This window comes from Roseateles sp. GW821-FHT09H11, from assembly GCF_059415845.1.
The window spans coordinates 1-22,025 of the sequence record NZ_JBWKOA010000003.1 but is presented as its reverse complement, the minus strand read 5'-3'; the positions used below and the strand labels follow the sequence as shown (position 1 = coordinate 22,025).

Sequence of the window (22,025 nt, the reverse complement as noted above, 5' to 3'; positions counted from 1 at the left end):
AACGGGCGCGGTTCAACCGGTCTGGACGCCGTTTCGCCCCGCAGCCTTGACCCGATACAGCGCCTCATCGGCTTGGGCGAGCATGACCGACGGATCGACCGGCTGCAGGGTCTCTGCCACGCCCGCGCTGATCGTCAGTGCCGGACCGTCTGGCCAATGGGTGGGGCCGTGGGCGTGGAGGCGCTCCCGCACGCGGCGGCAGACGGTCGCCGCCGTGCCGCGGTCGCCCTGGACCACCACGACGAACTCGTCCCCGCCGAGCCGCGCGGCGAAGTCCGTCGGCCGGCATTCCGAGACCAGCAGCTTCGCGACGATGCGCAAGGCCTCGTCGCCCGCGGCATGGCCGAAGCGATCGTTGACCTGCTTGAAGTGATCGAGGTCGATCAGCGCCAACCCGACCCCGGCGCCGAGCCCGGCGCGGTTCAGGACCCGCGCGAACAGTTCGTCGAAACCGCGCCGGTTCATCAATCCGGTCAGCGCATCATGCCGCGACTCCCGGTGGGCGCGGTCGAAGTCCAGCGTGACCGCGAGCGAACGGGCCCGCTCCTCCGCCAGCGCCAGCACCTGCGTCTCGCGCCAGCGATAGAACTCCCGGTGCGCCGCGAGCGCGCTGCGGTAGTCCCCCAGCTGTTCGTGCGCCAGCGACGTCTGGAGCTCGAGTTCGTCCAGCAGGACCGTGGCGCCGCTGCGGGTGGCCGCCTCCTTGCCGCGCGCCAGCGCGTCGAGCGCCTTGGCGGGCTCGCCGGCTTCCAGCCAGGCGCGCGCCCGCGTCAACGACGCATAGAGCAGGCCCAGGTCGTTGCCGTGCGCGGTGAACGACGCCTCCGCCTCGTCCAGCGCGCGATGCGCGTCATCCAGGGCGCCCTGGGCGACCAGCGCGGTGGCGAGCGTGTCCAGGAAGGCGGCCCGGTCCCCCGGCAGCAGTTCCTCGCCATGTCGCCACACCTGGCGAGCCTCCGCGACGGCCTCGTCGGACCGCGCCCGCCAGTCGTCCTCCCGACGGCTCTTGGCGCGCTGCGCGCCGCGTGCGAGCGCCAGCGCGACGTTGCTGCGCAGCCGCAGCCTCAACGGGCTGGACACGCTGGGGGCGGGCAGCTCGAGCGCCTCGCGGAGCACGCGCGCGGCCTCGTCGTGGCGGCCCATGTCGTTGAGCACCACGCCCAGCACGTTGTGGACGCAGGCCTGGACATCGGGCCAGCCGCTGCCGCGGGCCAGCGGCAGCGCGCGGTTCAGGTCCTCCAGCGCCAGCGCCTGACGACCGCCGACGAGATTGCGGATCGCCAGCGAATGCAGCACCAGGGCTTCGCCGCTGAGGGCGCCTTCTTCCTTGAAGAGTTGCCGGGCCCGCAGGGCCGTCGCGTCGGCGGCGTCCAGATCGCTCTGCAGCGCCTGGACGCGCGCCAGCAGCGCCAGCGCATAGGCCAGGTGAAGACGCTGCCCGGAACGGGTGAACTCGCCGATCTCCTGCTCCAGCTGCGCATGGGCCTGCGCATGGCCCAGTGTCAGCGTGCGCATCAAGCGCGCGACGTCGGGATCGGCGCGCAGATCGCGCTCGAAAGAGAGGACTGGGTCGGACATGGTGGCGAATGACTGCTTCGGTCGTCGGGCTGCGCAGGCGGTTCTGCGAGCGGATGACAAGGACGTTATGGCGAGGGGTTCCGGTACACCAGCACCTTGAGCGAACGTTCCTCCGACAGGTCGGCGAAGGCCTCGGGATTGGCGACGCGTTCGATGAACTCGAGCTCAGGCGCTTCCGCCGCGATCGTGTCGCGCAGGAAATCGGTGCCGAGCTTGGGCGTGTTCAGGCACACGAGCGCATGGCCGCCCGGCGCGAGCAGTTCGGGCAGCTTGCGGGCGAGCCGCGCGTAGTCCTTGGTCGCGACGAAGCTGCCCTTCTGGTAGCTCGGCGGGTCGAGCACGACGAGGTCGTAGGGCGCGCCGCGCCGGATCTTTCCCCAGGAGTTGAAGATGTCGTGCGCGTGGAACGCGGCGCGGTCCTGCACGCCGTTGAGCTGGTGGTTGCGGCGGCCGGTGGAGAGCGGGCCGCGCGCCATGTCGTAGTTCTCCACGGCGCCGGCGCCGGCGTGCAGCGCGACGACGGAGAAGGCGCAGGTGTAGGCGAACAGGTTGAGCACCGTGCCGCCCGGATGCGCCTGCGCCCAACGCCGCACCCAGCGGCGGCCTTCGGCCATGTCGAGGAAGAAGCCGTGGTTCTGGCCGTGCGGCAGGTTGACGTGGAAACGGACGCCGTCTTCCTCGACGACGTGCTCGTCGGGCAGCGCGCCGGCCATCAGGCGGTTGGTGGGGCGGTTCTCGTCGCGATGCTGGAAGAGCCAGTTCAGCGGCTCGCCGGGCGCGATCTCGGCCCAGCGCGCGGCGAACGCGTCGCCGATGCGGGCGAGTTCCTCGTCCGCGACCGGCGCGAAGCTGGTCAGCAGGAACACCGGCGGATAGGCGTCGAGCGCCCACTGCTCGCAACCGGGGAACCGGCCGCCGCGGCCGTGGAAGACGCGGCAGGCGTCGGTGGGCCGCTGGAGCGTGGCGATGGCGTCGAGGAGCGCTTGCATGGGAGGGTTCGGGGAAGGGGCGTCAGTGTAGACAGGCGGCGCTGACTTCGACTGGTTAGCTTCCTTTCGTTATTTTCGAGTTCATGGTGACGGCGCTAGGATAAGCCGCATGAGCACCTCGAAGCCTTCCCCATCCGCCCGTCCGTCTCGCAGCCGCCGGGCGACGCCGCCGCCCGCGCCGACGGCGGAGATCGAGAAGCCACGACGCAGATCGAAGCCGATGCGTCTCGCGCCGGGCGCGAGCAACAGCGCGCCGGAGTCCGTCAGCGCCGCCATCCAGCGGGCGCTCGCGATCTGCGCGCATTTGAGCGAAGACGATCCCTACCCGGCACCGGAGGCCCTGGCCGACGTGCATCGCACCCTGGAGCAGGCGCTGACCGATCTGGAAGTGCTGGCGAGTTCGGTGATGCGGGTGAGAGATCAGACATTTGGGGATCGACGAGTGAAAGTCGACTATCTGATGGACCCGACCCAGCCGGGATCGGTACTGCTCAGGCTGGTGCCGTCGACGGCACCGGGCGTGGTCGAGCCCGCATCGGATCTGATCCGGACATCGGAGGCGGCGAAGCTGCTCGGCTTGAGCCGGCCGCATGTGGCGATGCTGTGCGATCGGGGCCTGTTGGGCACAGTCGAAGTCACGCAAGGGGGGCAGCGGCGCGTCGCGCGAGATCGCGTGCTGGTGTACCGCGAGGAGCGTCTGCGCCGGCGTGCGCATCTGGACAAGATGAACGAGCTGGTCGCTCCTCTCATGGAGGCAGAACTTGCGGACGCGATGGCCGCCTTCGAACGCGCCGGATGGCGCTTTGCCACCGATCGCGCGGACAAGAACGCGGACTCACCGTCGTCAAGCAAGAAGCCCGCTCGACAGGTGGACAGTCCCAAGGAAAAACCTGCGGCCAAAGCGTTCAAAGGCAAATCGACCAGGGGACCAGAGTCTGCATGAAGCGTCCTCAGAAGTGCCCCTCGCCAGCCCGGGAAGCGCTGGTCGACTCCGATTCCCTCGCAGTGTCGCGTCCCCCGCCCGGAGGGATTGGTTTCCTTTGACTGCCAGATACAGTCCTGCCTTCCACAAGAACAAGCGATTCCAGGGGGGCGCCATGGCATTTCAGGCGCAGAAGAACATGCAGGGGTCCGACTTCAAGGACTGCCTGAGGACAACGGCGATCGCGGTCGCGCTGACGTTGCCGACCCTCGCCGCGCAGGCACAGCAGGTCTACAAATGGGTCGACGCCAATGGGCGGGTGCAGTACTCGCAGCAGAAGCCGACCGACGCCGCCACGCCCCACACCGAGGTCAAGCCGCCACCGCCGCCCCAGCCGGTACCGGTGCCTCCCCCCGTCGCTCCGTCGGCACTGGAGTTCCGGAAGAAGCAGCCGGCAGCCACCCCGGCACCGCGGCAGACCCCGTCCGTGCCGCCCTCGCTGTCGGAAGGCCTGAACCGGGAGACCGACGCCTATCGATGCGCGCTGGCCAAGGACATCCTGGCCGGCGCGGTCCGGCACTCGAATGGGGCCCGGACCGACGACCACGATCGCCAGGTCGCGCAGAGCGACATCCGCTTGTTCTGCAAGTGAGCGCCAGGCCGTGGGAACGGTCTCATGTCGCCAGAACGCGATTTCTGCGACACGTTCCAGCGATATGTCGTCGGCGACGACATGACATCGGACTCATGTCGTCAAAACGCGATTTCTGCGACATGAGCCTTTTCCCATGTCGTCGGAACTCGATTCTTGCGACACGTTCTGTCGACGTGTCGCTATCAGCGGCATGTCGTGTTGTTGCGCCCGACGACGCCAACGACACCCCCGGCTACACCCGTTGACGAAGCTTTACCGGCGGCGCATCAACGGCAGCGCATGCGGCGGCGAAGCTACGGACTCCACTTCAGCGGAGTTCACATGAAAGCAGTCCTGACCGCCATGGCCGGCGCCGTGATCGCGACCCTGGCCCTCACCGCCCTGCCCGCGCATGCGCAGAACGGCAAGGCCGCCCAGAAGCTCGAGGACCGGTTCGCCGCCGCGGACAAGGACCACGACGGCAAGCTCACCAAGGCCGAAGCCGAGGCCGGCATGCCGCGCCTGGCCAAGCACTTCGACGAGGTCGACACGCAGAAGAGCGGCGCCGTCACGCTCGACCAAGTCAAACAGTACGCCGCCGCCCAGATGAAGGACCGCAAGAAGTAAAGCCTCCGCCCGGACGCGCCGCACGCTCCCGACGGCGCAGGGCGGACGACAGGCAACGACTGGCCCCCTTCGCGGCGCCCCGCCCTCCCCGGCGTGGGCGCCGCGCCACATCCGGGCCACAAATCCGTTGGCGGACACCGACCGCCTCTCCCCGATCCTGAGCAGCCAGTTTGTGGGATCTGCGGAAGCCTCCCCTCTTCCAGGGGAGTTCGACCGGTCGACAACCACCCATCTGGATAGCCCGACGACATCGACGTGTGGTGCATCCACACATCCGCGCCATATCCACGGCGTCGACAGCCCGGACGTCTCGACACGAGCATGTCTCCGGGAGGAAATCAATCCTCTTTCGGAGCCCCCTCCCCGCCGACGATCCGACGGCGTGGAAGCGTCCAAGAATCCGACCTGTTGCCGCAGCGCGGCGTCACGGGCGAACACACATCTCATGTTTCGGGCAGCGGTCAGGGAGGCACGGCAGGCCTCATGGATGGGGAGCATCCGCGTCGCGCAGCGACCGGAGTCCGCGCTCGTCGCGGCGATCGCGGTGGTGTTGGCGTTGGCGTTGATCGGCTTCGCGCTGATCGGACAGGTCTCGCGCAAGGCGCGGGTGCCCGGGCTGCTGATGCCGGTCGGCGGACTGCTGCAGGTCGCCGCGCCCCTGGCGGGTCAGGTGGAGGAACTGCTCGTCGACGAAGGCGACGAGGTGCGACGCGGGCAGCCGCTGGTGCGCGTGCGCAGCGAGCGCCTGGTCGACGGTGGCGACATGAACGCGCTCAACCTGCGCGCGGTCGAGGCGCGTCGGGAGAGCCTCGACACCGAGCGTCGACTGCAACGGCGTCAGGCGGAGGAGCATCGCGAGACGATCACCGGCCGACTGCGCAGCCTGCGCGTCGAGACGGACCAGGCGAGCGAGGAACTGGACATGGTCCGCCAGCGCGTCACGCTCGCGCAGCGGAGCCGCACACGCTACGCCGCGCTGGCGGCGAACGGCTACGTGTCCGAGATCCAGGCCCAGCAGAAGGACGAGGAACTGCTCGACCTCCGGGCGCGGGAGCGCGGCGCGCAACGGGCCATCGAAACGCTGTCGCGCGACGCCCGGGCGCTGGAGGCGGAGCTCGCCTCGATCCCGACGAGCCTGGCCACCTCATTGACGCAGCTCGACCGCGTCGTCGCCCAACTGGAGCAGGAACGCGCCGAGCTGCAGGCCCGGGCCGGCGTCGCCGTCACCGCGCCGCGCGACGGACGCGTGAGCGCGTTGCCGCTTCACGCCGGACAGGCGGTCCAGGCTGGTCAGACCCTGGTCACCCTCGTTCCGACGCCAGATGCACTGAATACGTCGAACACGCCGAACAGGTCGAACACATCGGGCACATCGAATGCTTCGAGCGCATTGGCCTCATCGACCAGCTCGCGCACATCGAGCTCGTCGACCGCTGGCGCAGCGCCGCGCCTGCTCGCCCAGCTCTACGCGCCGAGCCGCACCGTCGGCTTCGTCCAACCCGGTCAGCCGGTGTGGCTGCGCTACGCCGCCTATCCGTACCAGAAGTTCGGCATGGCCAGGGGCGAGGTCGCCCACGTGAGCCCGACCCCCATCGCGCCGCAGGACCTCCCAGCGGGCCAGGCGCAGGCGCTCGTCAGCGCGGCGCAGGCCAACGAGCCGCTCTACCGGATCGACGTGCGGCTGGACCGCGAGGACATCGCCGCCTACGGCCGCACGCTGCCCCTGCGGGCGGGCATGGCGCTGGATGCCGACGTGACACTCGAACACCGCCGCATCTGGGAATGGGTGCTGGAACCGCTGCTCGCAACGGCCAAACGGGTCCAGCCTTGACCGTCCGCGCCAAGCCCCTCCTCCAGTCCGAGATCGCCGAATGCGGCCTGGCCTGCCTGGCCATGATCGCGGCGGCGCACGGGACCGCCGTGACCCTGCACGAGCTGCGCCGCCGCTTCCCTGTCGCGCTCAAGGGCATGCAACTGCGCGACCTGATCGACGCGGCCGCCGGCCTCGGCCTCTCGGCCCGGCCGCTGAAGCTGGACCTGACGCTCCTGGGCAAGCTCGCCATGCCCTGCATCCTGCACTGGGACCTGAGCCATTTCGTCGTGCTGACGAAGGTGCGCGGCCGTGTCGTCACCGTGCTCGATCCCGCCGTCGGCGAGCGGCGGCTGACGCTCGACGAGGTCTCCGCGCATTTCACCGGCGTCGCCGTCGAGCTCAGCCCCACGGCCTCGTTCCAGCCCGCCGCGCCCGCGCCGCGCGTGTCGCTGGGCGCGCTCACCGGCAAGGTGCTGGGGCTGCGCCGCTCGCTGACGCAGATCCTGCTGGTCGCGCTGGTGCTGGAGCTCTTCGCGATCGTCGCGCCGCTGTGCAACCAGCTCATCGTCGACGACGTGCTCAGCGCCGGCGACCGCGACCTGCTGAAGGTGCTCGTCATCGGCTTCGGCCTGCTGCTCGTCACGCAGACGGCGCTCGGACTGGCGCGCTCGTGGATGCTGATCCTGCTCACGCAGACGCTGTCGCTGCAGTGGCGCGGCAACGCCTTCGCGCACCTGCTCCGGCTGCCGGTCGGCTTCTTCGAGCGACGCCACCTCGGCGACATCACCTCGCGCTTCGGCGCCGTCGAGGCGATCCAGAAGACGCTGACCACTTCCGCGATCGAGGCCGTGCTCGACGGCCTGATGGCCGTGGCGGCGCTGGTGATGATGGCGCTGTACGCGTGGCCGCTGGCGCTGGTGGTGCTCGGTTCCGTGGCGCTGTACGCGCTGCTGCGCTGGGCTGCCTACCGGCCGCTGAAGGAGGCCTCGGCCGAGCGCCTCGTCGTCGCCGCGCGCGAGAGCACGCACTTCCTCGAGACGCTGCGCGCGATGACGCCGCTGAAGCTGTTCGGCCGCGAGCAGGAACGCCGCGCCCAGTGGCAGAACCTGATCGTCGAGGTCCAGAACCGCGACGTCCGCACCGCCAGACTGTCGATGGCGATGAGCGCGGCCAACACCTTCCTGTCCGGCGTGGAGAACCTGCTGGTGCTGTTCCTCGGCGCCGGCCTGATCCTCGACGGGCAGCAGGGCGGTGCCGTGACGATGACGGTGGGCATGCTGTTCGCGTTCCTCAGCTACCGGACGCAGTTCACCGGACGCGTGTCGGCGCTGATCGCCTTCGCGGTCGAGTTCCGCATGCTCGGCCTGCATGCCGAGCGCCTGGCCGACATCGCGCTGGAACCGCCCGAGCTCGACGAGGCACCGGTCAGCGACCTCGCGCACCTGGACGCGAGCCTGGAGCTGCGCGACGTCAGCTTCCGCTACGGCGAGCGCGAGCCGTGGATCCTGCGCCATGTGAGCCTGACCGTGCCGGCGGGCCAGAGCGTCGCGATCACCGGACCGAGCGGCGCGGGCAAGACGACGCTGCTGAAGCTGCTGCTGGGCCTGCTGGAGCCGGTCGAGGGCGAGGTGCGCTACGGCGGCATGCCGATGCGGCAGCTGGGTCTGAAGAACGTGCGCGGCCGGATCGGCACGGTCATGCAGGAGGACGTGCTGCTGACGGGGTCGCTGGCGGACAACATCGCCTTCTTCGACGCCCGGCCGGACCTCGAGCGCGTGCGGGCCTGCGCGTTGATGGCGCAGATCGACGAGGACATCCGCGAGATGCCGATGGGGTACCAGACGCTGGTCGGTGACCTCGGCAGCGGCCTGTCGGGCGGCCAGAAGCAGCGGCTGCTGCTGGCGCGCGCGCTGTACCGCGGGCCGACGATCCTCGCGCTGGACGAGGCGACGAGTCACCTGGATGTCGAACGCGAGCGCGCGGTGGCGGCGAACCTCGCCGGCCTGTCGCTGACGCGGCTGATGATCGCGCACCGGCCGGACACGATCGCGGGCGCGCAGCGCGTGGTGGTGCTGGAGCGCGGCGCGTTGCGGGAGGCCACGCCTCTCCCCCTTCCGGTGGCCCCCATCGCTGCCCTCTCGCGGGGGAGCTTCTTCCCGGGCTCGTCGACCTAGAGTTGATCGCACATCGACGACGGACCGGGCCTTCCAAGGCGACCTCGTCGATGCGTGTTCATCCGCGGCATGGGGCTGCGGATGAGTGGATCCTCATGACTGACATGACTTGAAAGGTCGATGATGTTTGAAGAGCTGACGACGCAGGAGATCGCGCTGGTGAGCGGCGGTGATAGCTGGGCCGGAACGCCCGAAGGCCGCGCACTGTGCCAGGCCACGGCGGAGTTCCTGACGGGCACGGCGAGCAGTGCGCAAGCCCAGGGAGAGGTGGCGGGCGCGTACGCGCTGACGAAGACGCAGAACAAGAGCCGCTGATCGTGGCCCTCGGGCCGGGACGTCTGCGAGAGGCTTGCAGACGTCCAAGAGAAAAGGGCCGGCGCGAGGCATCGCGTCGGCCCGTTGCGGTGATCCATCGATCACCGGCGGATCATGGGATCGATCCGCAAGTTCGATCAGCCATCCGGCGGCGATCCACCGGACGTTCCGCGATCACTTGTTCTCGATCGGCTTGCTGACGTCGCGCTCGAACCATTTGGTCGATATCTTGGCGTAGGTGCCGTCGGCCTGAAGGTCGGCGAGGGCCTTGTCGATGGCGGCCTGGAACTTGGGGCTGCCCTTGCGGAACGGGATCGCGTTGGTGGCGGGTTTGCCGATGGCGGCACCGGCCTTGATGGGCAGCTTGGTCTTGTCCTTGAGGTAGGGGATCAGCAGGCTGTCGTTGAGTGCGGCGTCGATGCGGCCGGTGGCGAGGTCCTGCAGGTACTCGGTGGCGCCGGGATAGGTGCGCACGTCGGTGCCTTCCCAGGACTTGGCGAGTTCGGCGAAGTTGCTGCCCTGGCCGACGCCGATCTTCTTGCCCTTGAGGTCCGCGGCGGTGTTGAGCGGGCGGGTCTCGTTGGCGCGGATGATCAGTTGGGGATACGAGGTGACGTACGGGGCGCTGAAGTCGAAGGTCTTGCGGCGCTCGTCGGTGGCGGCGACCTGGTTGACGATGACGTCGTACTTGCCGGCCTGCAGGCCGGCGAGGATGCCGCTCCACTCGGTGGTGGTGAATTCCGGCTTGACGCCGAGCTTGGCGGCGAGGGCCTTGGCGATGTCGACGTCGAAGCCGTCGAGCTGACCCTTGGCGTCCTTGAAGTTGAACGGCGGGTAGGTGCCTTCGACGGCGACGCGCAGCGTGCCGCGCGACTTCACGTCGTCGAGCAGATCAGCGGCCTGGGCCGCGAGGGAGGCGCCGGCGAGCAGCGCGGCTGCGATCAGGGAAGTGCGGAGTGCTTTCATGGGGCCCCTCGTTGTTCGTAGGAAGGGCCGATGTTGCCACCAGTCGCCCGCGTCAACGGGCATATGGATATGCCGTGCAAGACATGAGGGACAGCATGAGGGACAGGCGGTCGCATCCCAGGTCCGCTGGGAACCCGACGCACGGGCTGAGCGTCCGCACAGGCCGAGCGTGCGCCACGGACTGAGCCTGCGGCGCAGGCCGTGGGGCGATGGCGGTCAGACGCTGCCGAGGTGCTCGCGGAAGAACGCGATCGTGCGGTCGTTGGCGAGGGTGGCGGCCTCGGCCTCGTAGTGCTGGCCGCCTCGGCGCGCGAAGGCGTGCGAGCGGCCGGGATAGGTGTGGATGGTGATGTTCGGATTGCCGGCGAGCGTGTCGCGGATCTGCTGCTGGGCCTCGGCGGACATGTACTCGTCGCTGCCGGCGAGGTGCATCAGCAGCGGGGTGGCGATGTCGCGCCCTTCCTCGACGTAGCGCTCGGTGGCGCCGCCGTAATAGGCGACGGACGCGTCCGTGCGCTCGCGGGCGGTGGTGAGGAAGGTGAGCAGGCCGCCGAGGCAGAAGCCGGTGATGCCGACCTTGCCGTTGCAGCCGGGCAGGCCGCGCAGGTGCTGCATCGTGGCGGCGGCGTCCTCGACGCCGGTGTCGACGTTGAAGGCCTGGTAGAGCGCGAAGCCCTTCTTCCATTCCGCTTCAGAGCCGTCGGACATCTCGACGCCGGGTTCGAGGCGCCAGAACAGGTCGGGGCAGGCGGCGATGAAACCCTGGTCGGCGAGCCAGTCGCAGGTCTCGCGCATGTCCTTGTTGATGCCGAAGATCTCCTGCATCACCGCGATGGCCGGCGCGGAAGACGCCTTCGGTCTGGCGAGGTAGGCGCCGAACGAGCCGGCGGGCGTCGTGATGGTGATGCGTTCACCCATGGCGGGTCTCCTTGAGCGGTTGGCGACGAAAAGGTTGACGACGAAAAGTCAGAACGCGTGCCGCATCCCCAGCGCGAACACGGTGGACTTCTCCCCGACGCCGACGCCCAGCGGGTTGATCGCGAAGTCGTAGGCGGCGCGCGCCTGGTTGTCGATGCGCGAGACGTAGGCGTAGAAGCCGGTGCGCTTGGACAGCGTGTAGTCCGCGCCGAGCGTCCATTGCCGCGAGCCGGTGTCCTCGCCCGCCGCGATGAAGCCGATGCGCGTGCCGGCGGGGCCCTTGCCCTCGCCGGCATGGGTGAAGCTGGCGCGCAGGTTGGTCGGGCCGATCTGCCAGGTGGCGGCGACGAAGGCGCTGTCGCGCGTCAAGGCGCCGAGCGGCGTCTCGTAGCGCAGGCGCTCGACCGCGGCGGCGAGGCGGCCCGGGCCGAAGCGATAGGCGGCGCCGAGCTTGGTGGCGGAGTCGGTGAGGTGCGGGCCTTGGTAGTCGCGATGCTGCTCGTGGGCGAGCGCGAGGTTCCAGGGTCCGTCGTCCCAGGTGATGGAGGCGGAGAGGAGCTGCGGGCGGGCGCCGTTGGGGCCGACCTCGCCGTCGTTGAAGGCGTAGGCGACGCGGCCTGTGAGGCCGTTCCACGCGGGGGTCCAGTACTGGACGATGTTCTGCTGCCGCCGGTCGAAGGACGCGGTGTTGCCCAGGTGGTTGGTGGTGGGCGCGGAGCCGTTGGCCATCAGGGCCATGTAGCCGGCGGTGGTGGGATACCAGGGGTCGAGGGTGCTGGTGGACAGCAGGTACGGCGTGCCCCAGTGGCCGGCGAACAGCAGGCCGTAGGGGGTCTGCAGCCCGACGCGGGTGTCGCGGTTGGCGAGTGACGGCCCGACGCCGGTATCGAGGGCGAGCGAGCCCTCGATCTGGAACAGCGCCTGGACGCCGTCGCCCAGGTCCTCGACGCCGCGGAAGCCGATGACGGAGCGGTTGTTGGACTCGCGGTTGACGGCGCGGTCACGGGGGGCATGGCTGGCGTCGGCGTGCTCGAGCGACACGTTGAGCCGACCGTAGACCGTGACGGTGGATTGGGCGTGGGCGGCGGTCGCGGCGAGCGCGAGACCGCCGAGCATGAGCGATGGGAAGGAGCGGTACTGCATCGGAGCGGGCGAGGTGGCGTCACGCCGATGTTGGCGCGATGCCGCAAGTCGCGGCTCTCTCGTTCGGGAGAAGGGGACGTCTACAGTCCGTCGCAGACCGTTTCCTGCGACCCACAGATCTTGTCGACCCACAGTCGAAACCGCCCCGCGGGCAGGCCGCTACGGGCGGCTGGAGCCACGTTGAGCGCCCGTCGCCCTTCCGCGGGCAGTCTCGCATCGACGTACTCCACCTGAGCCCATGCCCCCTTGCAAGCTGCCAGGGAACTGGCGCTGACCATCGCATCGCTGTCGAACAGCTGATCGTCATCGAGCTTGAGCCAGACGGGTGACTGGTCGTCGGGGCGTGCATGCCCCGCTCGGGCCTGCGACTTCACAACCAGCTTGCGACCGGATACCCAGCCCTCCCCTGCGAAGGTGGGCCTCGCCGGTTGGCCGGTCAGGTCCTCATCGTCGCGCGCGTTGCGAATCCGAAACCAGCCTCCCTCGTTGGCGGTGATCTCGACGCGAATCCGGATCCAACTTCCCGACGCCTTGTCGACCCACACGGCCGGCAGCTTGCCCACTATCTCGGCCTTGGCGTTCGGGGCCGCGCGAACGTTGAGTCCTGCCGGGTCCGTCTCCTCGACAAAGGCAACGATGGCGCACGCCGAAGACGTCGCTGGCGGGGGCGCATCCGCGTGGGAACACGCAGCCGAGGCCGCGAGCGCCAGGGCGGCAGCGATGCGAAGCGGCGAATCAGCGGCAATCGACCAGGACATAGAAGAACTTCGGGCTGGCACCGAGTGAGGCAAGGAAGCGAGGATAGTGGTTCTGTGGCACCGTCTGGCAACCTGCGGACCAAGTGTTCACAGCGGGCGCGGTGGTGGGTCCTCCTTGATGGATGTACATGCTGCGGCCCACGCCTTGGCGGTCGATCCGATTTCGGTCGTCCAGCGTGAAGCGACCATCCCCGTTGGTATCGCGCTCCACCGTCTGATTTGCCGAGGCCCAGAAGGCACGGTCCTTGAGGAAGATCCTTGGAAGTTCAGTGAAGAAATACGTTCCTGCGACCAGCCGGCCGGCGTCGCGGATGCCATCCTTGTCGACGTCTGCGCCATGCGCCTCTTTGAAGCGCACGTCCTTGTAGCGCGCGTCGACGAGCGCACCTCCGGCCACGGTCGAAGCACGCTGCGAGTACTGGGCGGTCGGCTCAGTGGATGCCGGGAAAAACTGGGCGTGACCGCGCTGCCCCCACGCATTCAACACGGCGATGTAGTCGTCGTAGACGCCGCGCCCCTTGTTTGCGAGCGTCGAGGTGTCCTGACGCAGCCCGAGAAGCACCACACGGCCCTCCCGCAATGCCGCTGTGACGCCGGGTTCTCCGCGCTGCTGAATCATCCCTTCGCAAAAGTCATAGGCGACGGACGACGAGAAGAAGCTTGTCCTTGGAAATTGCGGTCGCTCGTGTCGATCGAGGAACCAGCGCAGGAGCAATGCGGAGCCATCTGGCACGGCGTTGAGCGATGCACGTCCCTCCGGAGTCAGCGCTCGTTCAGCGAGGCGATCAGCCGTCGAGCAAAGGAGGGCGGGCAATGGGTCAACCTGGGACCGCCAGGCCTCCATCGCCTGCGTCGGCTGGCGCGGAGCGAGGGCGGCGAAGCGGGTCGCAATCGCCCGCAGGTCGGGGGTATATGGGTTCATGGGATGCAGGCATTGAAAACGTGAAACCAAGTCGAATCGATCAAGGAGGGCTCACATCGACGCTGGCGCAGCGACCAGAGTTCCGGTTCGCTCATTCAGGCCAGGACCGATGCGCCGCAAGCGCGCCTCGGCTGACATGCGCCACCACCATTCGAACGCCACAGCGAGCGCCAGCAACAACGCCCCATAGAGCGGCCATGCGGAGATGAAAGCGTCCGGAGAAATGAATAGCTCGTTTGTGAAATGCGTTCCCGCGATCATCTGGCCGGCGATGTTGAGCGTCAGGTGCAGGACTGTGGTGCAGACGATGGATCGCGTTCGCATGAAAACGAGGGCGAGGAGCAAGGCGCCCGGCAGGATGAATGTTGCGTTCTCGAAAGGGTGGACGCCTGCGAACAGCAGAGCCCCGACGATGGCGCCGGCCCATTCACTGCGGAAGAGCCTGCTCAGCAGCGACTGGATGAGCGCTCGGTGAAACACTTCTTCCTCGATCACGCCCACCACCAGCGGCAGGACGGTGCCGAGCCAGTAATGCGGGTCGGCAGTCAAAGGGCTCATGGGCGCGAAGAGGCCGGCGCTGAAGTCATGCGGGAGCACGATGACTGCGGCCAAGGCCGGCATCAACGCAGCCGCGACGGCCAGGCTCACCGTCACTCCCGGACGGATTGCCAGCAGTTCGCGCAGGCTTGGCCCCCGTCGGAGGAGGGCCAGCACGGTCACTGCGACGCCGGCTTGCACGAGAAGGTTCATGCGCCACAGCAGCGATCGGGTCAGCCATTCGTTGTGATCGATCAGCGCGATCCACAAGGGGCGAAGCAATTCGCCAGTCAGTGTGCAAAGCGCAATCGCCAACGCGATCAGCAGCAGGTTCTTCGCGAAGGCCCTGATCAATTGCGTCTGGCGCGGCGAGCGCCGATACCAGAGCTCGACGGTGAAGGCGAGGAGTAGAACGCCCAGGAGCAGGAGCGGTTTGGTGACCAGGAACTCTTTGGGCGCCAGGAAGCTCGCCTCCATGAAGGTGCCGCCCTGCAGGATGCCCGACGACAGATCGAGGGCGACGCGAATCGCAGCGATGCACACCAGCGACTGGGTGCGGATGAACACAACGCCCAAGAGCATCGCGGAGCAGAAGGCCATTGCCTGCTGACCATGCGGCTGACTGGCGCAGCAGAGGACGGCGGTGAGCCCAAGTCCCATCCACCGGTTGCCAAACATCCGGGTGAGCGTGGACTGCAGGATCGCGCGATTCCAGATCTCCTGCTGGAACGCGCCCAGCAGGAGCGACAGGACGGAGATCGTCCAAGTCGGAAAATGATCACTCGGGTTGATCGGTCGGAACTGCGAATGGACGGCAGCTGGAGTGATCGCCAATGTCGCTGCGGCAAAGAGCATCAGCGTGGCGATCGCCATCGTGATGCTGATCCGGGGGACCGGTCTCAACAGCCTTTGCCACGCGGGGCTGGCCTTCAGGGAGACAAATGCGCCCAGGAGCGCCAATCCGGACAGCGTGAGCTCAATGTTGAGATAGAGACGAAACTCCCCCCGATATCCGAAGTCGAATACTGTCCACAGGTGCGGCCCCTCGATGAACTCGGGCCAGTTTCTGAGCGCCAAGGCCAGGACAAGGAGTGGTGTCCACTTGGCGATGCGGCGCAGCTTTCGATAGAGGAATGGGAGATGAGGAACGCGCGCGAGATTTCCGAGCATGACTCTGAGCGGAGCAATTGGAGCCGTGCATGCTAGGCATCGAAATGAGGTGCAGACTTGCGCAGCTTTTTGCTGCTGTTTCTGAGGAATATCCAGGCTCGCCTTCAACAGGTAGCTTTCGCGTCGTGGATGTTTCGCATCCACTCGAACCGAGCGAATCTCGGAGATTCGAAAGCGAACATGCAAGTCCTGACAGACCAAGAGATCGATATGGTGTCCGGCGGCGACAGCTGGGCTGGAACGCCCGCTGGACGCGAGCCGGTCCCGATGCCGCCGACCGACTTCATTGACTGCGTGCGACAGGAATCCAGTTGGCCAGGCGTCAGCGAGAGTTCTGCAGTGATTTCCTGCGGGACGCAGAAGCTCTATGAATGGATCAGGATGTACTGACCCATCCTCTTTGAAGGGCGCTTCGGCGCCCTTTTTCATGCCGCTCGCGGCCCCCCCCAACGCTTCCTTCACCAAGCCTTCAACCATCGCGGCTAGTCTCCCCACCAAAGCCGGACACACCGGTGCGGAAGAGAGCGATCGTGGCCATGCAGCGCGTCAAGGGCGTGAGCGTCGGGGAGGCCCCGCGGGTGGCGGAGGGCGTGACCGTCCTCGCGCCGGGGATGGGTGTGCGCCGCCGCGCGGTGGCGCTGGCGCCGCTGCTCGCGCTGGTCGCTGGCGGGAAGGCGGCGGGTGCGCCGGTGATGCCCGTGATGCCGGTCGTGCCGCTCGCGCTGCCGGAGGGGATCAACATCGCGCGGATCAAGCCGGTGCTCGAGCTCATCGGCCGGAGCGCCGAGCTGGCGTGGGACTGCCAGCTGGTGCCGGTGCCGCGCATGCTGGCGATGGTGGAGAACGGCTGGACGATGGGGTTCGGGGCCGGGAAGTCGTCGAACCTGTCGTCGCGGCTGCTGTTCTCGGAGGACGTCTTCGTCAGCGGGGTGTGGCCGATCGCGCGGAGCGAGGTGGATCGGGAACTGCGCGCGGTGGAGGATCTCAAGGGCCTGCGGGTGTGCGTGGTGCGGGGGCTCGACTACGGCCGCGCGCTGGAAGCGGCGAAGGGGTCGATCTACGCGGCGGAGTACGTGTCCGGGGATTTCCGGACGAGGGTCCGACAGCTCATGGCCGGCCGGTGCGACGTGCTGCTGGCGAATCACTTCAACACGGATGTGCGCGCGCTGAGGCAGCGCATCGCCGACTCGGGCGGCAACCTGGAGCGGCTGAAGGTCGGCCCGTCGCCGCTGGGGACGCTGGGCGAGCGCTTCGTGGCGGCGCGGGGGAGCAGCCTGGCGGCGCTGATTCCGGCGCTGGATCAGGCGGTGAGGAGCAATCGGCGCGAGATCGGACAGTTGCTGGCGGCGGAGGAGTGAGGATCCTGCGTCACACCGTGAGCGCTACGCCCCGCTGATCATGCCCTGCTCCAGACCCGGACGCGGCGCTTCGCTGGAGGATGCACGGATGTCGTCGACGACGCTCCGCTCGGTGGGGTCCAGGCGCCGTGGGCTCGCTGGTAGAGCTTGTCGGCGACGTAGGCCTTCGCCGCTGCCGAGAGGCGAGGAACCCGCGGTCATGAATGGCATGACCTGGCACCAGTTCGAACTGCAGATCGGCGAGGCGTTTCGGCAGCACGGTGACGCGGCTCACGCTGCGACGGTCTTCTGGGTCTGCACGCCCAGCCCTTCGATGCCCAGGCGCATCGTCTGGCCCGGCTTCAGGTAGACAGGCGGCTTCTGGCCCAGGCCGACGCCCGGCGGCGTGCCGGTGGAGATGACATCGCCCGGCTGCAGGCTCATGAACCTGCTGAGGTAGCTGACGATCTGCGCCACGTTGAAGACCATCGTGCGCGTGTTGCCGTTCTGGTAGCGCTTGCCGTCGACCTCCAGCCAGAGGTGCAGCGCCTGCGGATTCGGCACCTCGTCGGCCGTGACGAGCCACGGGCCGATGGGACCGAAGGTGTCGCAGCCCTTGCCCTTGTCCCACTGCGTGCCGCGCTCCAGCTGCCATTCGCGCTCGGACACGTCGTTGACGACGCAGTAGCCGGCCACATGCTTGAGCGCGTCGGCTTCCTCGATGTAGCTGCCACCCTGGCCGATGACGACGCCCAGCTCCACTTCCCAGTCGGTCTTGACCGAGCCGCGCGGGATCTTCACGTCGTCGTCCGGGCCGGTGATCGCGCTGGTCCATTTGGCGAACACGACCGGTTCGGTCGGCACGGGCAGGCCGGATTCGGCGGCGTGGTCGGCGTAGTTCAGGCCGATGCAGATGAACTTGCCGACGCGACCGACGCAGGGACCCACGCGCAGGTCCCGCTGCGGTGTCCCTGCCACCAAGGGCAGCGTGGTCGGGTCGATGGCGCCCAAGCGATCCAGTCCTGCGGGCGTCAGGACATCACCCGCGATGTCGGCAATGAGGGCCGACAGGTCGCGGACACGGCCCTGTGCATCGAGGAGGCCTGGCTTTTCCTGGCCCGTCGGGCCGTAGCGCAGCAGTTTCATGGATGGTGTCCACCGTTGCCTTCGACCCCGAAGTGTGGGTGTGCGTCGATCCGCTTCATGAGGGTGCTCTTTGCTTGCGGTTCAGATCGTCACGCCGCCATCGACCAGGACGGCCTGTCCGGTCACGAAGCGGGACTCGTCGCTCAACAGGTAGACCACCTGCGGCGCGATGTCGTCCACCGTGGCCAGGCGGCCCACGGGCTGCCGGGCGATGAAGTCCTTCTCCGCTTGCAGGGGATCCGCAGCCGCGGCGATGCGTTGGCGAAGCGACGGCGTATCGACGGTCCCCGGACACAGCGCGTTGCAGCGCAGTCCCAGCTTCGCATAGTCTGCCGCGATGGCCTTCGACATGCCGATGACGGCCGCTTTGCTGGCGCCATAGGCGAAGCGGTTGGGAAAGCCCTTGATCGACGACGCCATCGAGGCCATGTTGACGATGGACGCACTGCCGCCGGTCGTGGCGATCCTGTCCAGCATGCCGGGCAGGAACGACCGGATCAGCCTGTACGCGCCCTTGACGTTCACATCGAAGCTGAAGTCCCAGTCCGCCTCATCGCAGTCCAGCACCGAGCCGTGGTGGACGTAGCCGGCGCAGTTGAAGAGCCCGTCCAGGACTGGCAGGGAAGCGGCCAGCTGCTTGACCTGGGCGCCATCTCGCACGTCGAGCACGTGAGTCACCAGGTTGCCAGATTCCGTGGCCAGGGACTCCAGCAAGCTGCCATTCAAATCCGTGGCGATGACCTTGGCGCCTTCTCGCGCGCAGGCCAGCGCGCTGGCGCGGCCAATGCCCTGCCCGGCGGCCGTGATCAGGATGGTCTTGTCTCGGAGTCTCATGGCGTTCTCGATGTTCACCAATGAACTTCAAGTTCATTGATGGATAATCTAGAACTCCGATGAGCGCAAGGCAACAGTGATTCCCCCTGGTGCTTCGAATCCGTCCCGACTCTGCGCATTACCCTCCCCGCCCATGTCAGAAGAAGACCGCTACCGCGCCCCCGCACTGGACAAGGGGCTGGACATCCTGGAGCTGTTGGCGGAGCAGCCCCACGGGCTGACGCGTGCCGAGATCGTCAAGGAGATGGGCCGCAGCCCCAGCGAGATCTATCGCATGCTGGAGCGGCTTGTCGCGCGCCACTACGTCTCCAGGTCAGCGCAGGGCGACCGGTACGCCCTCAGCCTGAAGCTGTTCGCGCTGGGGCATCGTCACCCGCCGATTGAACGGCTTGTGGCACAGGCGCTGCCGGCGATGGACGCGTTCGCCAAGGCCGCTGAACAGTCCTGCCACCTCGGCATCTACGACCGGGGCAACATCATCGTGGTGGCCCAGGTGAACGGCCCGGGGAACTGGGGCATGTCGGTGCGCCTCGGCGCGAGGATCAGCCTGGTGGGGACGGGGTCAGGTCACGTGATGCTCGCCTTCCAGTCCGCCCAAGGTCGCGCGGACATGCTGGCCGAACATGAGCGTCTCGATGGGGAGGTGCCGCTGTCCGAGGAGGACCTGTCGCCGATCCTGCAGCAGGTCCGCGACCTTGGGTATTGGCAAGGGGACAGCCTGCAGGCTTACGGTGTCGTCGACATGTCGATGCCCGTGGTGGGCCCAGGTGACCATGCGCTGGCGGTGTTGACCTGTCCCTTCATCCGACGTATCGACCGACATGTGGGCGCCGATCTGGACGCGACGCGAGAACTGCTGGCCGGCGCAGTGGGGCGGCTTTCGATCAGGTGATGGCGGAGGATTGAGCGCTCCGCAATTCAAGGCTCGTCGCCGCCGAGTCCGCTGCAGCTGGTCTCCTGAAGATCGCAGATCTTGTCCACCCAGACGCGGAAGCGTCCAGCGGGAAGCCCTTGCCGGGCGGCGGGCGTGACCTGCAGCTTCTCGCGGAAGTCGGCAGGCAGGCGGGCCTCAGTGAACTCCAATTGAGCCACCTGCCCTGACACGCCGCGAGCCGGCTCCCGTCCATCATGGCGCTGCTGTCGAAGGTGTCGCCATCGCGCAAGCGCATCAGCACGGGGGCATCACGCAGCGGTGCTGCGCGGCCCGCGGTGGCCTGCGACTTCACGATCAAGCGGCTGCCGCTCACCCAGCCCTCGCCGCGATACATCGGCCGTTCGGCCTGGCCGGTCATGTCCGGGTTGTCGCGCGCATTGCGGATGAGGAACCAGCCCCCTTCCGACGCGACGACTTCGACTTCGGCGCGCGTGCGATAGCCCTGTTCGGGATCCATGTAGACGGGCACGAGCTTGCCGAGCACCTTCGCCTTGGCATTGGGGGCGGCACGGACGTTCAGGCCGGCAGGATCGGTTTCCTGGACGAAGGCGCCGATCTCGCACTGACTGCGGCTCGCGTCCGGTGAGCCCGCGGCGGCGTTGCCGATCGCGCCGAGCGAGGCCAAGGCGATTGCGAACCAACGCTGGACGATGGGGTTCTGATCAGTCGCCAGCGATGAGCACGTCGTAGAAGGTCTTGACCCGTCCCAGCGAGGCCAGGAAGTTGCCGAACAAGTTGTCTGAAGGTCCGATGCCTCGCGGACATGGCGACGGCGATACTCGGCTGACGTCTTCAGGGAGAGAGCCGAAATGGCCAGAACGAAGAAGAGACTCTCGGGAGAGGGTCTGCTGGGTCTGTTCGCTTCAGTAGGAGCGGCGGTGATGTCGGTTCTCCGACCGCGCGCGATGGGGAAGTTGCACGAGCAGTCCGCACTCGGCGATGGCGCCGCCGTGACCGATGGCATGACCTGGCACCAGTTCGAGCTGCTGATCGGCGATGCGTTCCGGCAGAAGGGGTTCACCGTGGTCGAGATCGGCGGCAGCGGCCCCGATGGCGGCGTGGACCTCGTGCTGCGCAAGCCTTCAAAGACGGGGAACGAGACCTTCCTCGTCCAGTGCAAGCACTGGAAGGCCCGCAAGGTCGGCGTGGGCGCGGCGCGGGAGCTCTACGGGGTGATGGCGGCGCGAGGCGCCGCGGGTGGGTTCGTGGTGACGTCGGGGGGATTCACGAAGGAGGCGCTGTCGTTCGCCGAGGGCCGGAACATCCGGCTCATCGACGGGCCGAAGCTGACGGCGCTGCTGGCGACCTCCCCTGCCCCGAAGCCCGAGCCGCAGCGGTCAGCAGCGGACGTCACGATGGTGGTCTGCCCGGCGTGCTCGCAGCCGATGGTGCTGCGCACGCTCAAGCGCGGGCCGGATGCGGGGCAGACGATCTATGCGTGTTCGACGTATCCGGTGTGCAGAGGGACGAAGGCGGTTTGATCAATCACTTTCCGCTGGTGGAAATATGGATCGGTTACTCATTGCGAGAGCCGGTAGAACTCCTGAATTTTCCATCTTTTTATACTCAAGATCTGACCAATGTTTTCCCATGCAAGGAGCAATTCCTCATCAAAAACAGTCCCGCTCGGCCCCAACACGCTGCTGCACAAGCATCTCTTCAGAGTACATTTTTCTCCTCCCATTAAGACCCGTGTCTAATTAGATCAGCCAACGAGTCCAGCATTGCATCGAAATCCTTCTTTCGATTCAGTTCGCAGGCCCAAACCACTATTACGCGCCATCCGCTATCCGTCAATTCTTGAATACAGCGCTCGTCACGTATGCGATTGCCCTCAATCTTAAGACGCCAAAACTTGGGATTTGAGGCGGGCAGCTTGGCGCGAGAGCAATCATGCCCGTGCCAAAAACATCCGTGAACGAAGACAGCCACGCGCCATCGCGGGAACGAGAGATCAGGCGAACCCGGGAGTTTCGAATCGCAGACGTTGTATCTCAAGCCCCGACGGTGTAATGCCCTTCTTACCAGCATCTCGGGCGCAGAGTCCCGCTGCCTCACTCGTCGCATCAGCTCCGATCGCTTTTCAGGGGTGAAAGAGTCGACCACGAGCTCGCTCCAAAGTTGTGACCACAACGTGACCCTTTGACCGGGCGCGATGCGCACGATCGATCCGAGAACACAGCGCCACCTCCCCGGAGGCGCAGAACGCTTGCTTCTTCTGTTCCATTGAATGTTGATTGCCGCCGAATCCTGACCCACCGACCGCACTGATTTCCGTTCAAACCTGACCCACGTATGAACCCTAGCC

Annotated in this window: 21 protein-coding genes; 9 read left to right on the top strand and 12 right to left on the bottom strand. The window is 67.3% G+C overall.

Features of this window, described 5'->3' with window-relative positions; translation table 11 throughout:
- Positions 1–12 precede the first annotated feature (12 nt).
- Together AC07PR_RS10945 and AC07PR_RS10940 are read right to left on the bottom strand one after the other, a co-directional pair.
- Positions 13–1,578, bottom strand: coding sequence for a GGDEF domain-containing protein (locus AC07PR_RS10945; RefSeq protein ID WP_495135326.1), 1,566 nt, complete (start codon positions 1,576–1,578; stop codon positions 13–15).
- Positions 1,579–1,643: 65 nt separating this feature from the next.
- Positions 1,644–2,567: a class I SAM-dependent methyltransferase gene (locus AC07PR_RS10940; RefSeq protein WP_495135325.1), complete on the bottom strand. Its 924-nt coding sequence runs from the start codon at positions 2,565–2,567 to the stop codon at positions 1,644–1,646.
- Positions 2,568–2,676: 109 nt separating this feature from the next.
- On the opposite strand from AC07PR_RS10940, the gene AC07PR_RS10935 reads away from it, so the two are divergent.
- From AC07PR_RS10935 to AC07PR_RS10910, 6 genes are all read left to right on the top strand, one after another.
- Positions 2,677–3,510: a helix-turn-helix domain-containing protein gene (locus AC07PR_RS10935; RefSeq protein ID WP_495135324.1), complete on the top strand. Its 834-nt coding sequence runs from the start codon at positions 2,677–2,679 to the stop codon at positions 3,508–3,510.
- Positions 3,511–3,664: 154 nt separating this feature from the next.
- A complete protein-coding gene (locus AC07PR_RS10930; RefSeq protein ID WP_495135323.1) occupies positions 3,665–4,141 on the top strand; it encodes a DUF4124 domain-containing protein in 477 nt (158 codons plus the stop codon).
- 324 nt (positions 4,142–4,465) lie between these two features.
- Entirely contained in the window at positions 4,466–4,750 is a 285-nt protein-coding gene (locus AC07PR_RS10925) for an EF-hand domain-containing protein (protein ID WP_377160770.1), read from the top strand.
- A 487-nt stretch (positions 4,751–5,237) separates the two neighbouring features.
- Positions 5,238–6,581, top strand: a complete 1,344-nt coding sequence (locus tag AC07PR_RS10920) for an HlyD family secretion protein (RefSeq protein WP_495135322.1) — start codon at positions 5,238–5,240, stop codon at positions 6,579–6,581.
- Positions 6,578–8,737, top strand: coding sequence for a peptidase domain-containing ABC transporter (locus tag AC07PR_RS10915; RefSeq protein ID WP_495135321.1), 2,160 nt, complete (start codon positions 6,578–6,580; stop codon positions 8,735–8,737). Before AC07PR_RS10920 ends, AC07PR_RS10915 begins: the two co-directional genes overlap by 4 nt.
- 123 nt (positions 8,738–8,860) lie before the next feature.
- A complete protein-coding gene (locus tag AC07PR_RS10910; RefSeq protein ID WP_495135320.1) occupies positions 8,861–9,052 on the top strand; it encodes a hypothetical protein in 192 nt (63 codons plus the stop codon).
- Positions 9,053–9,226: 174 nt separating this feature from the next.
- Here the strand turns inward: AC07PR_RS10910 and AC07PR_RS10905 are convergent, their stop codons facing one another.
- From AC07PR_RS10905 to AC07PR_RS10880, 6 genes are all read right to left on the bottom strand, one after another.
- On the bottom strand, positions 9,227–10,018 hold the full coding sequence (locus AC07PR_RS10905) for a transporter substrate-binding domain-containing protein (RefSeq protein ID WP_495135319.1): 792 nt from the start codon (positions 10,016–10,018) through the stop codon (positions 9,227–9,229).
- 216 nt (positions 10,019–10,234) lie between these two features.
- On the bottom strand, positions 10,235–10,936 hold the full coding sequence (locus AC07PR_RS10900) for a dienelactone hydrolase family protein (protein WP_495135318.1): 702 nt from the start codon (positions 10,934–10,936) through the stop codon (positions 10,235–10,237).
- 48 nt (positions 10,937–10,984) lie between these two features.
- Entirely contained in the window at positions 10,985–12,079 is a 1,095-nt protein-coding gene (locus tag AC07PR_RS10895) for a porin (RefSeq protein ID WP_495135317.1), read from the bottom strand.
- An 80-nt stretch (positions 12,080–12,159) separates the two neighbouring features.
- Complete coding sequence (locus tag AC07PR_RS10890; protein WP_495135316.1) at positions 12,160–12,837, bottom strand: SH3 domain-containing protein; 678 nt, start codon at positions 12,835–12,837, stop codon at positions 12,160–12,162.
- Positions 12,815–13,759, bottom strand: a complete 945-nt coding sequence (locus tag AC07PR_RS10885) for a hypothetical protein (protein WP_495135315.1) — start codon at positions 13,757–13,759, stop codon at positions 12,815–12,817. Before AC07PR_RS10885 ends, AC07PR_RS10890 begins: the two co-directional genes overlap by 23 nt.
- A 51-nt stretch (positions 13,760–13,810) precedes the next feature.
- Complete coding sequence (locus AC07PR_RS10880) at positions 13,811–15,943, bottom strand: CPBP family intramembrane glutamic endopeptidase (protein ID WP_495135314.1); 2,133 nt, start codon at positions 15,941–15,943, stop codon at positions 13,811–13,813.
- A gap of 59 nt (positions 15,944–16,002) precedes the next feature.
- Between AC07PR_RS10880 and AC07PR_RS10875 the strand changes: the two genes are divergently transcribed.
- Entirely contained in the window at positions 16,003–16,824 is an 822-nt protein-coding gene (locus AC07PR_RS10875; protein WP_495135313.1) for a substrate-binding periplasmic protein, read from the top strand.
- 270 nt (positions 16,825–17,094) lie between these two features.
- Here AC07PR_RS10875 and AC07PR_RS10870 read toward each other — a convergent pair whose 3' ends face one another.
- Positions 17,095–17,949: an ureidoglycolate lyase gene (locus AC07PR_RS10870; RefSeq protein WP_483107641.1), complete on the bottom strand. Its 855-nt coding sequence runs from the start codon at positions 17,947–17,949 to the stop codon at positions 17,095–17,097.
- Positions 17,950–18,030: 81 nt separating this feature from the next.
- On the bottom strand, positions 18,031–18,783 hold the full coding sequence (locus AC07PR_RS10865) for an SDR family oxidoreductase (RefSeq protein ID WP_495135312.1): 753 nt from the start codon (positions 18,781–18,783) through the stop codon (positions 18,031–18,033).
- 133 nt (positions 18,784–18,916) lie between these two features.
- Between AC07PR_RS10865 and AC07PR_RS10860 the strand changes: the two genes are divergently transcribed.
- On the top strand, positions 18,917–19,675 hold the full coding sequence (locus AC07PR_RS10860; RefSeq protein WP_483107642.1) for an IclR family transcriptional regulator: 759 nt from the start codon (positions 18,917–18,919) through the stop codon (positions 19,673–19,675).
- On the opposite strand, the gene AC07PR_RS10855 is transcribed toward AC07PR_RS10860, so the two are convergent.
- Positions 19,668–20,342 (bottom strand): SH3 domain-containing protein, encoded by a 675-nt coding sequence (locus AC07PR_RS10855; protein ID WP_495135311.1) that lies wholly within the window; start codon positions 20,340–20,342, stop codon positions 19,668–19,670. The two genes, AC07PR_RS10860 and AC07PR_RS10855, sit on opposite strands and share 8 nt — an antisense overlap.
- 256 nt (positions 20,343–20,598) lie before the next feature.
- Between AC07PR_RS10855 and AC07PR_RS10850 the strand changes: the two genes are divergently transcribed.
- Complete coding sequence (locus AC07PR_RS10850; protein ID WP_495135310.1) at positions 20,599–21,198, top strand: restriction endonuclease; 600 nt, start codon at positions 20,599–20,601, stop codon at positions 21,196–21,198.
- Positions 21,199–21,400: 202 nt separating this feature from the next.
- On the opposite strand, the gene AC07PR_RS10845 is transcribed toward AC07PR_RS10850, so the two are convergent.
- Positions 21,401–21,823 (bottom strand): very short patch repair endonuclease, encoded by a 423-nt coding sequence (locus tag AC07PR_RS10845; protein WP_495135646.1) that lies wholly within the window; start codon positions 21,821–21,823, stop codon positions 21,401–21,403.
- Positions 21,824–22,025: the final 202 nt, after the last annotated feature.

Bases quoted from the DNA above. Each gene is read 5' to 3' on its own strand.
- AC07PR_RS10945 (WP_495135326.1), bottom strand. From the start codon at position 1,578: ATGTCCGACCCAGTCCTCTCTTTCGAGCGCGATCTGCGCGCCGATCCC.
- AC07PR_RS10940 (WP_495135325.1), bottom strand. From the start codon at position 2,567: ATGCAAGCGCTCCTCGACGCCATCGCCACGCTCCAGCGGCCCACCGAC.
- AC07PR_RS10935 (WP_495135324.1), top strand. From the start codon at position 2,677: ATGAGCACCTCGAAGCCTTCCCCATCCGCCCGTCCGTCTCGCAGCCGC.
- AC07PR_RS10930 (WP_495135323.1), top strand. From the start codon at position 3,665: ATGGCATTTCAGGCGCAGAAGAACATGCAGGGGTCCGACTTCAAGGAC.
- AC07PR_RS10925 (WP_377160770.1), top strand. From the start codon at position 4,466: ATGAAAGCAGTCCTGACCGCCATGGCCGGCGCCGTGATCGCGACCCTG.
- AC07PR_RS10920 (WP_495135322.1), top strand. From the start codon at position 5,238: ATGGGGAGCATCCGCGTCGCGCAGCGACCGGAGTCCGCGCTCGTCGCG.
- AC07PR_RS10910 (WP_495135320.1), top strand. From the start codon at position 8,861: ATGTTTGAAGAGCTGACGACGCAGGAGATCGCGCTGGTGAGCGGCGGT.
- AC07PR_RS10905 (WP_495135319.1), bottom strand. From the start codon at position 10,018: ATGAAAGCACTCCGCACTTCCCTGATCGCAGCCGCGCTGCTCGCCGGC.
- AC07PR_RS10900 (WP_495135318.1), bottom strand. From the start codon at position 10,936: ATGGGTGAACGCATCACCATCACGACGCCCGCCGGCTCGTTCGGCGCC.
- AC07PR_RS10895 (WP_495135317.1), bottom strand. From the start codon at position 12,079: ATGCAGTACCGCTCCTTCCCATCGCTCATGCTCGGCGGTCTCGCGCTC.
- AC07PR_RS10890 (WP_495135316.1), bottom strand. From the start codon at position 12,837: ATGTCCTGGTCGATTGCCGCTGATTCGCCGCTTCGCATCGCTGCCGCC.
- AC07PR_RS10885 (WP_495135315.1), bottom strand. From the start codon at position 13,759: ATGAACCCATATACCCCCGACCTGCGGGCGATTGCGACCCGCTTCGCC.
- AC07PR_RS10880 (WP_495135314.1), bottom strand. From the start codon at position 15,943: ATGGTTGAAGGCTTGGTGAAGGAAGCGTTGGGGGGGGCCGCGAGCGGC.
- AC07PR_RS10875 (WP_495135313.1), top strand. From the start codon at position 16,003: ATGCAGCGCGTCAAGGGCGTGAGCGTCGGGGAGGCCCCGCGGGTGGCG.
- AC07PR_RS10870 (WP_483107641.1), bottom strand. From the start codon at position 17,949: ATGAAACTGCTGCGCTACGGCCCGACGGGCCAGGAAAAGCCAGGCCTC.
- AC07PR_RS10865 (WP_495135312.1), bottom strand. From the start codon at position 18,783: ATGAGACTCCGAGACAAGACCATCCTGATCACGGCCGCCGGGCAGGGC.
- AC07PR_RS10860 (WP_483107642.1), top strand. From the start codon at position 18,917: ATGTCAGAAGAAGACCGCTACCGCGCCCCCGCACTGGACAAGGGGCTG.
- AC07PR_RS10850 (WP_495135310.1), top strand. From the start codon at position 20,599: ATGTCGGTTCTCCGACCGCGCGCGATGGGGAAGTTGCACGAGCAGTCC.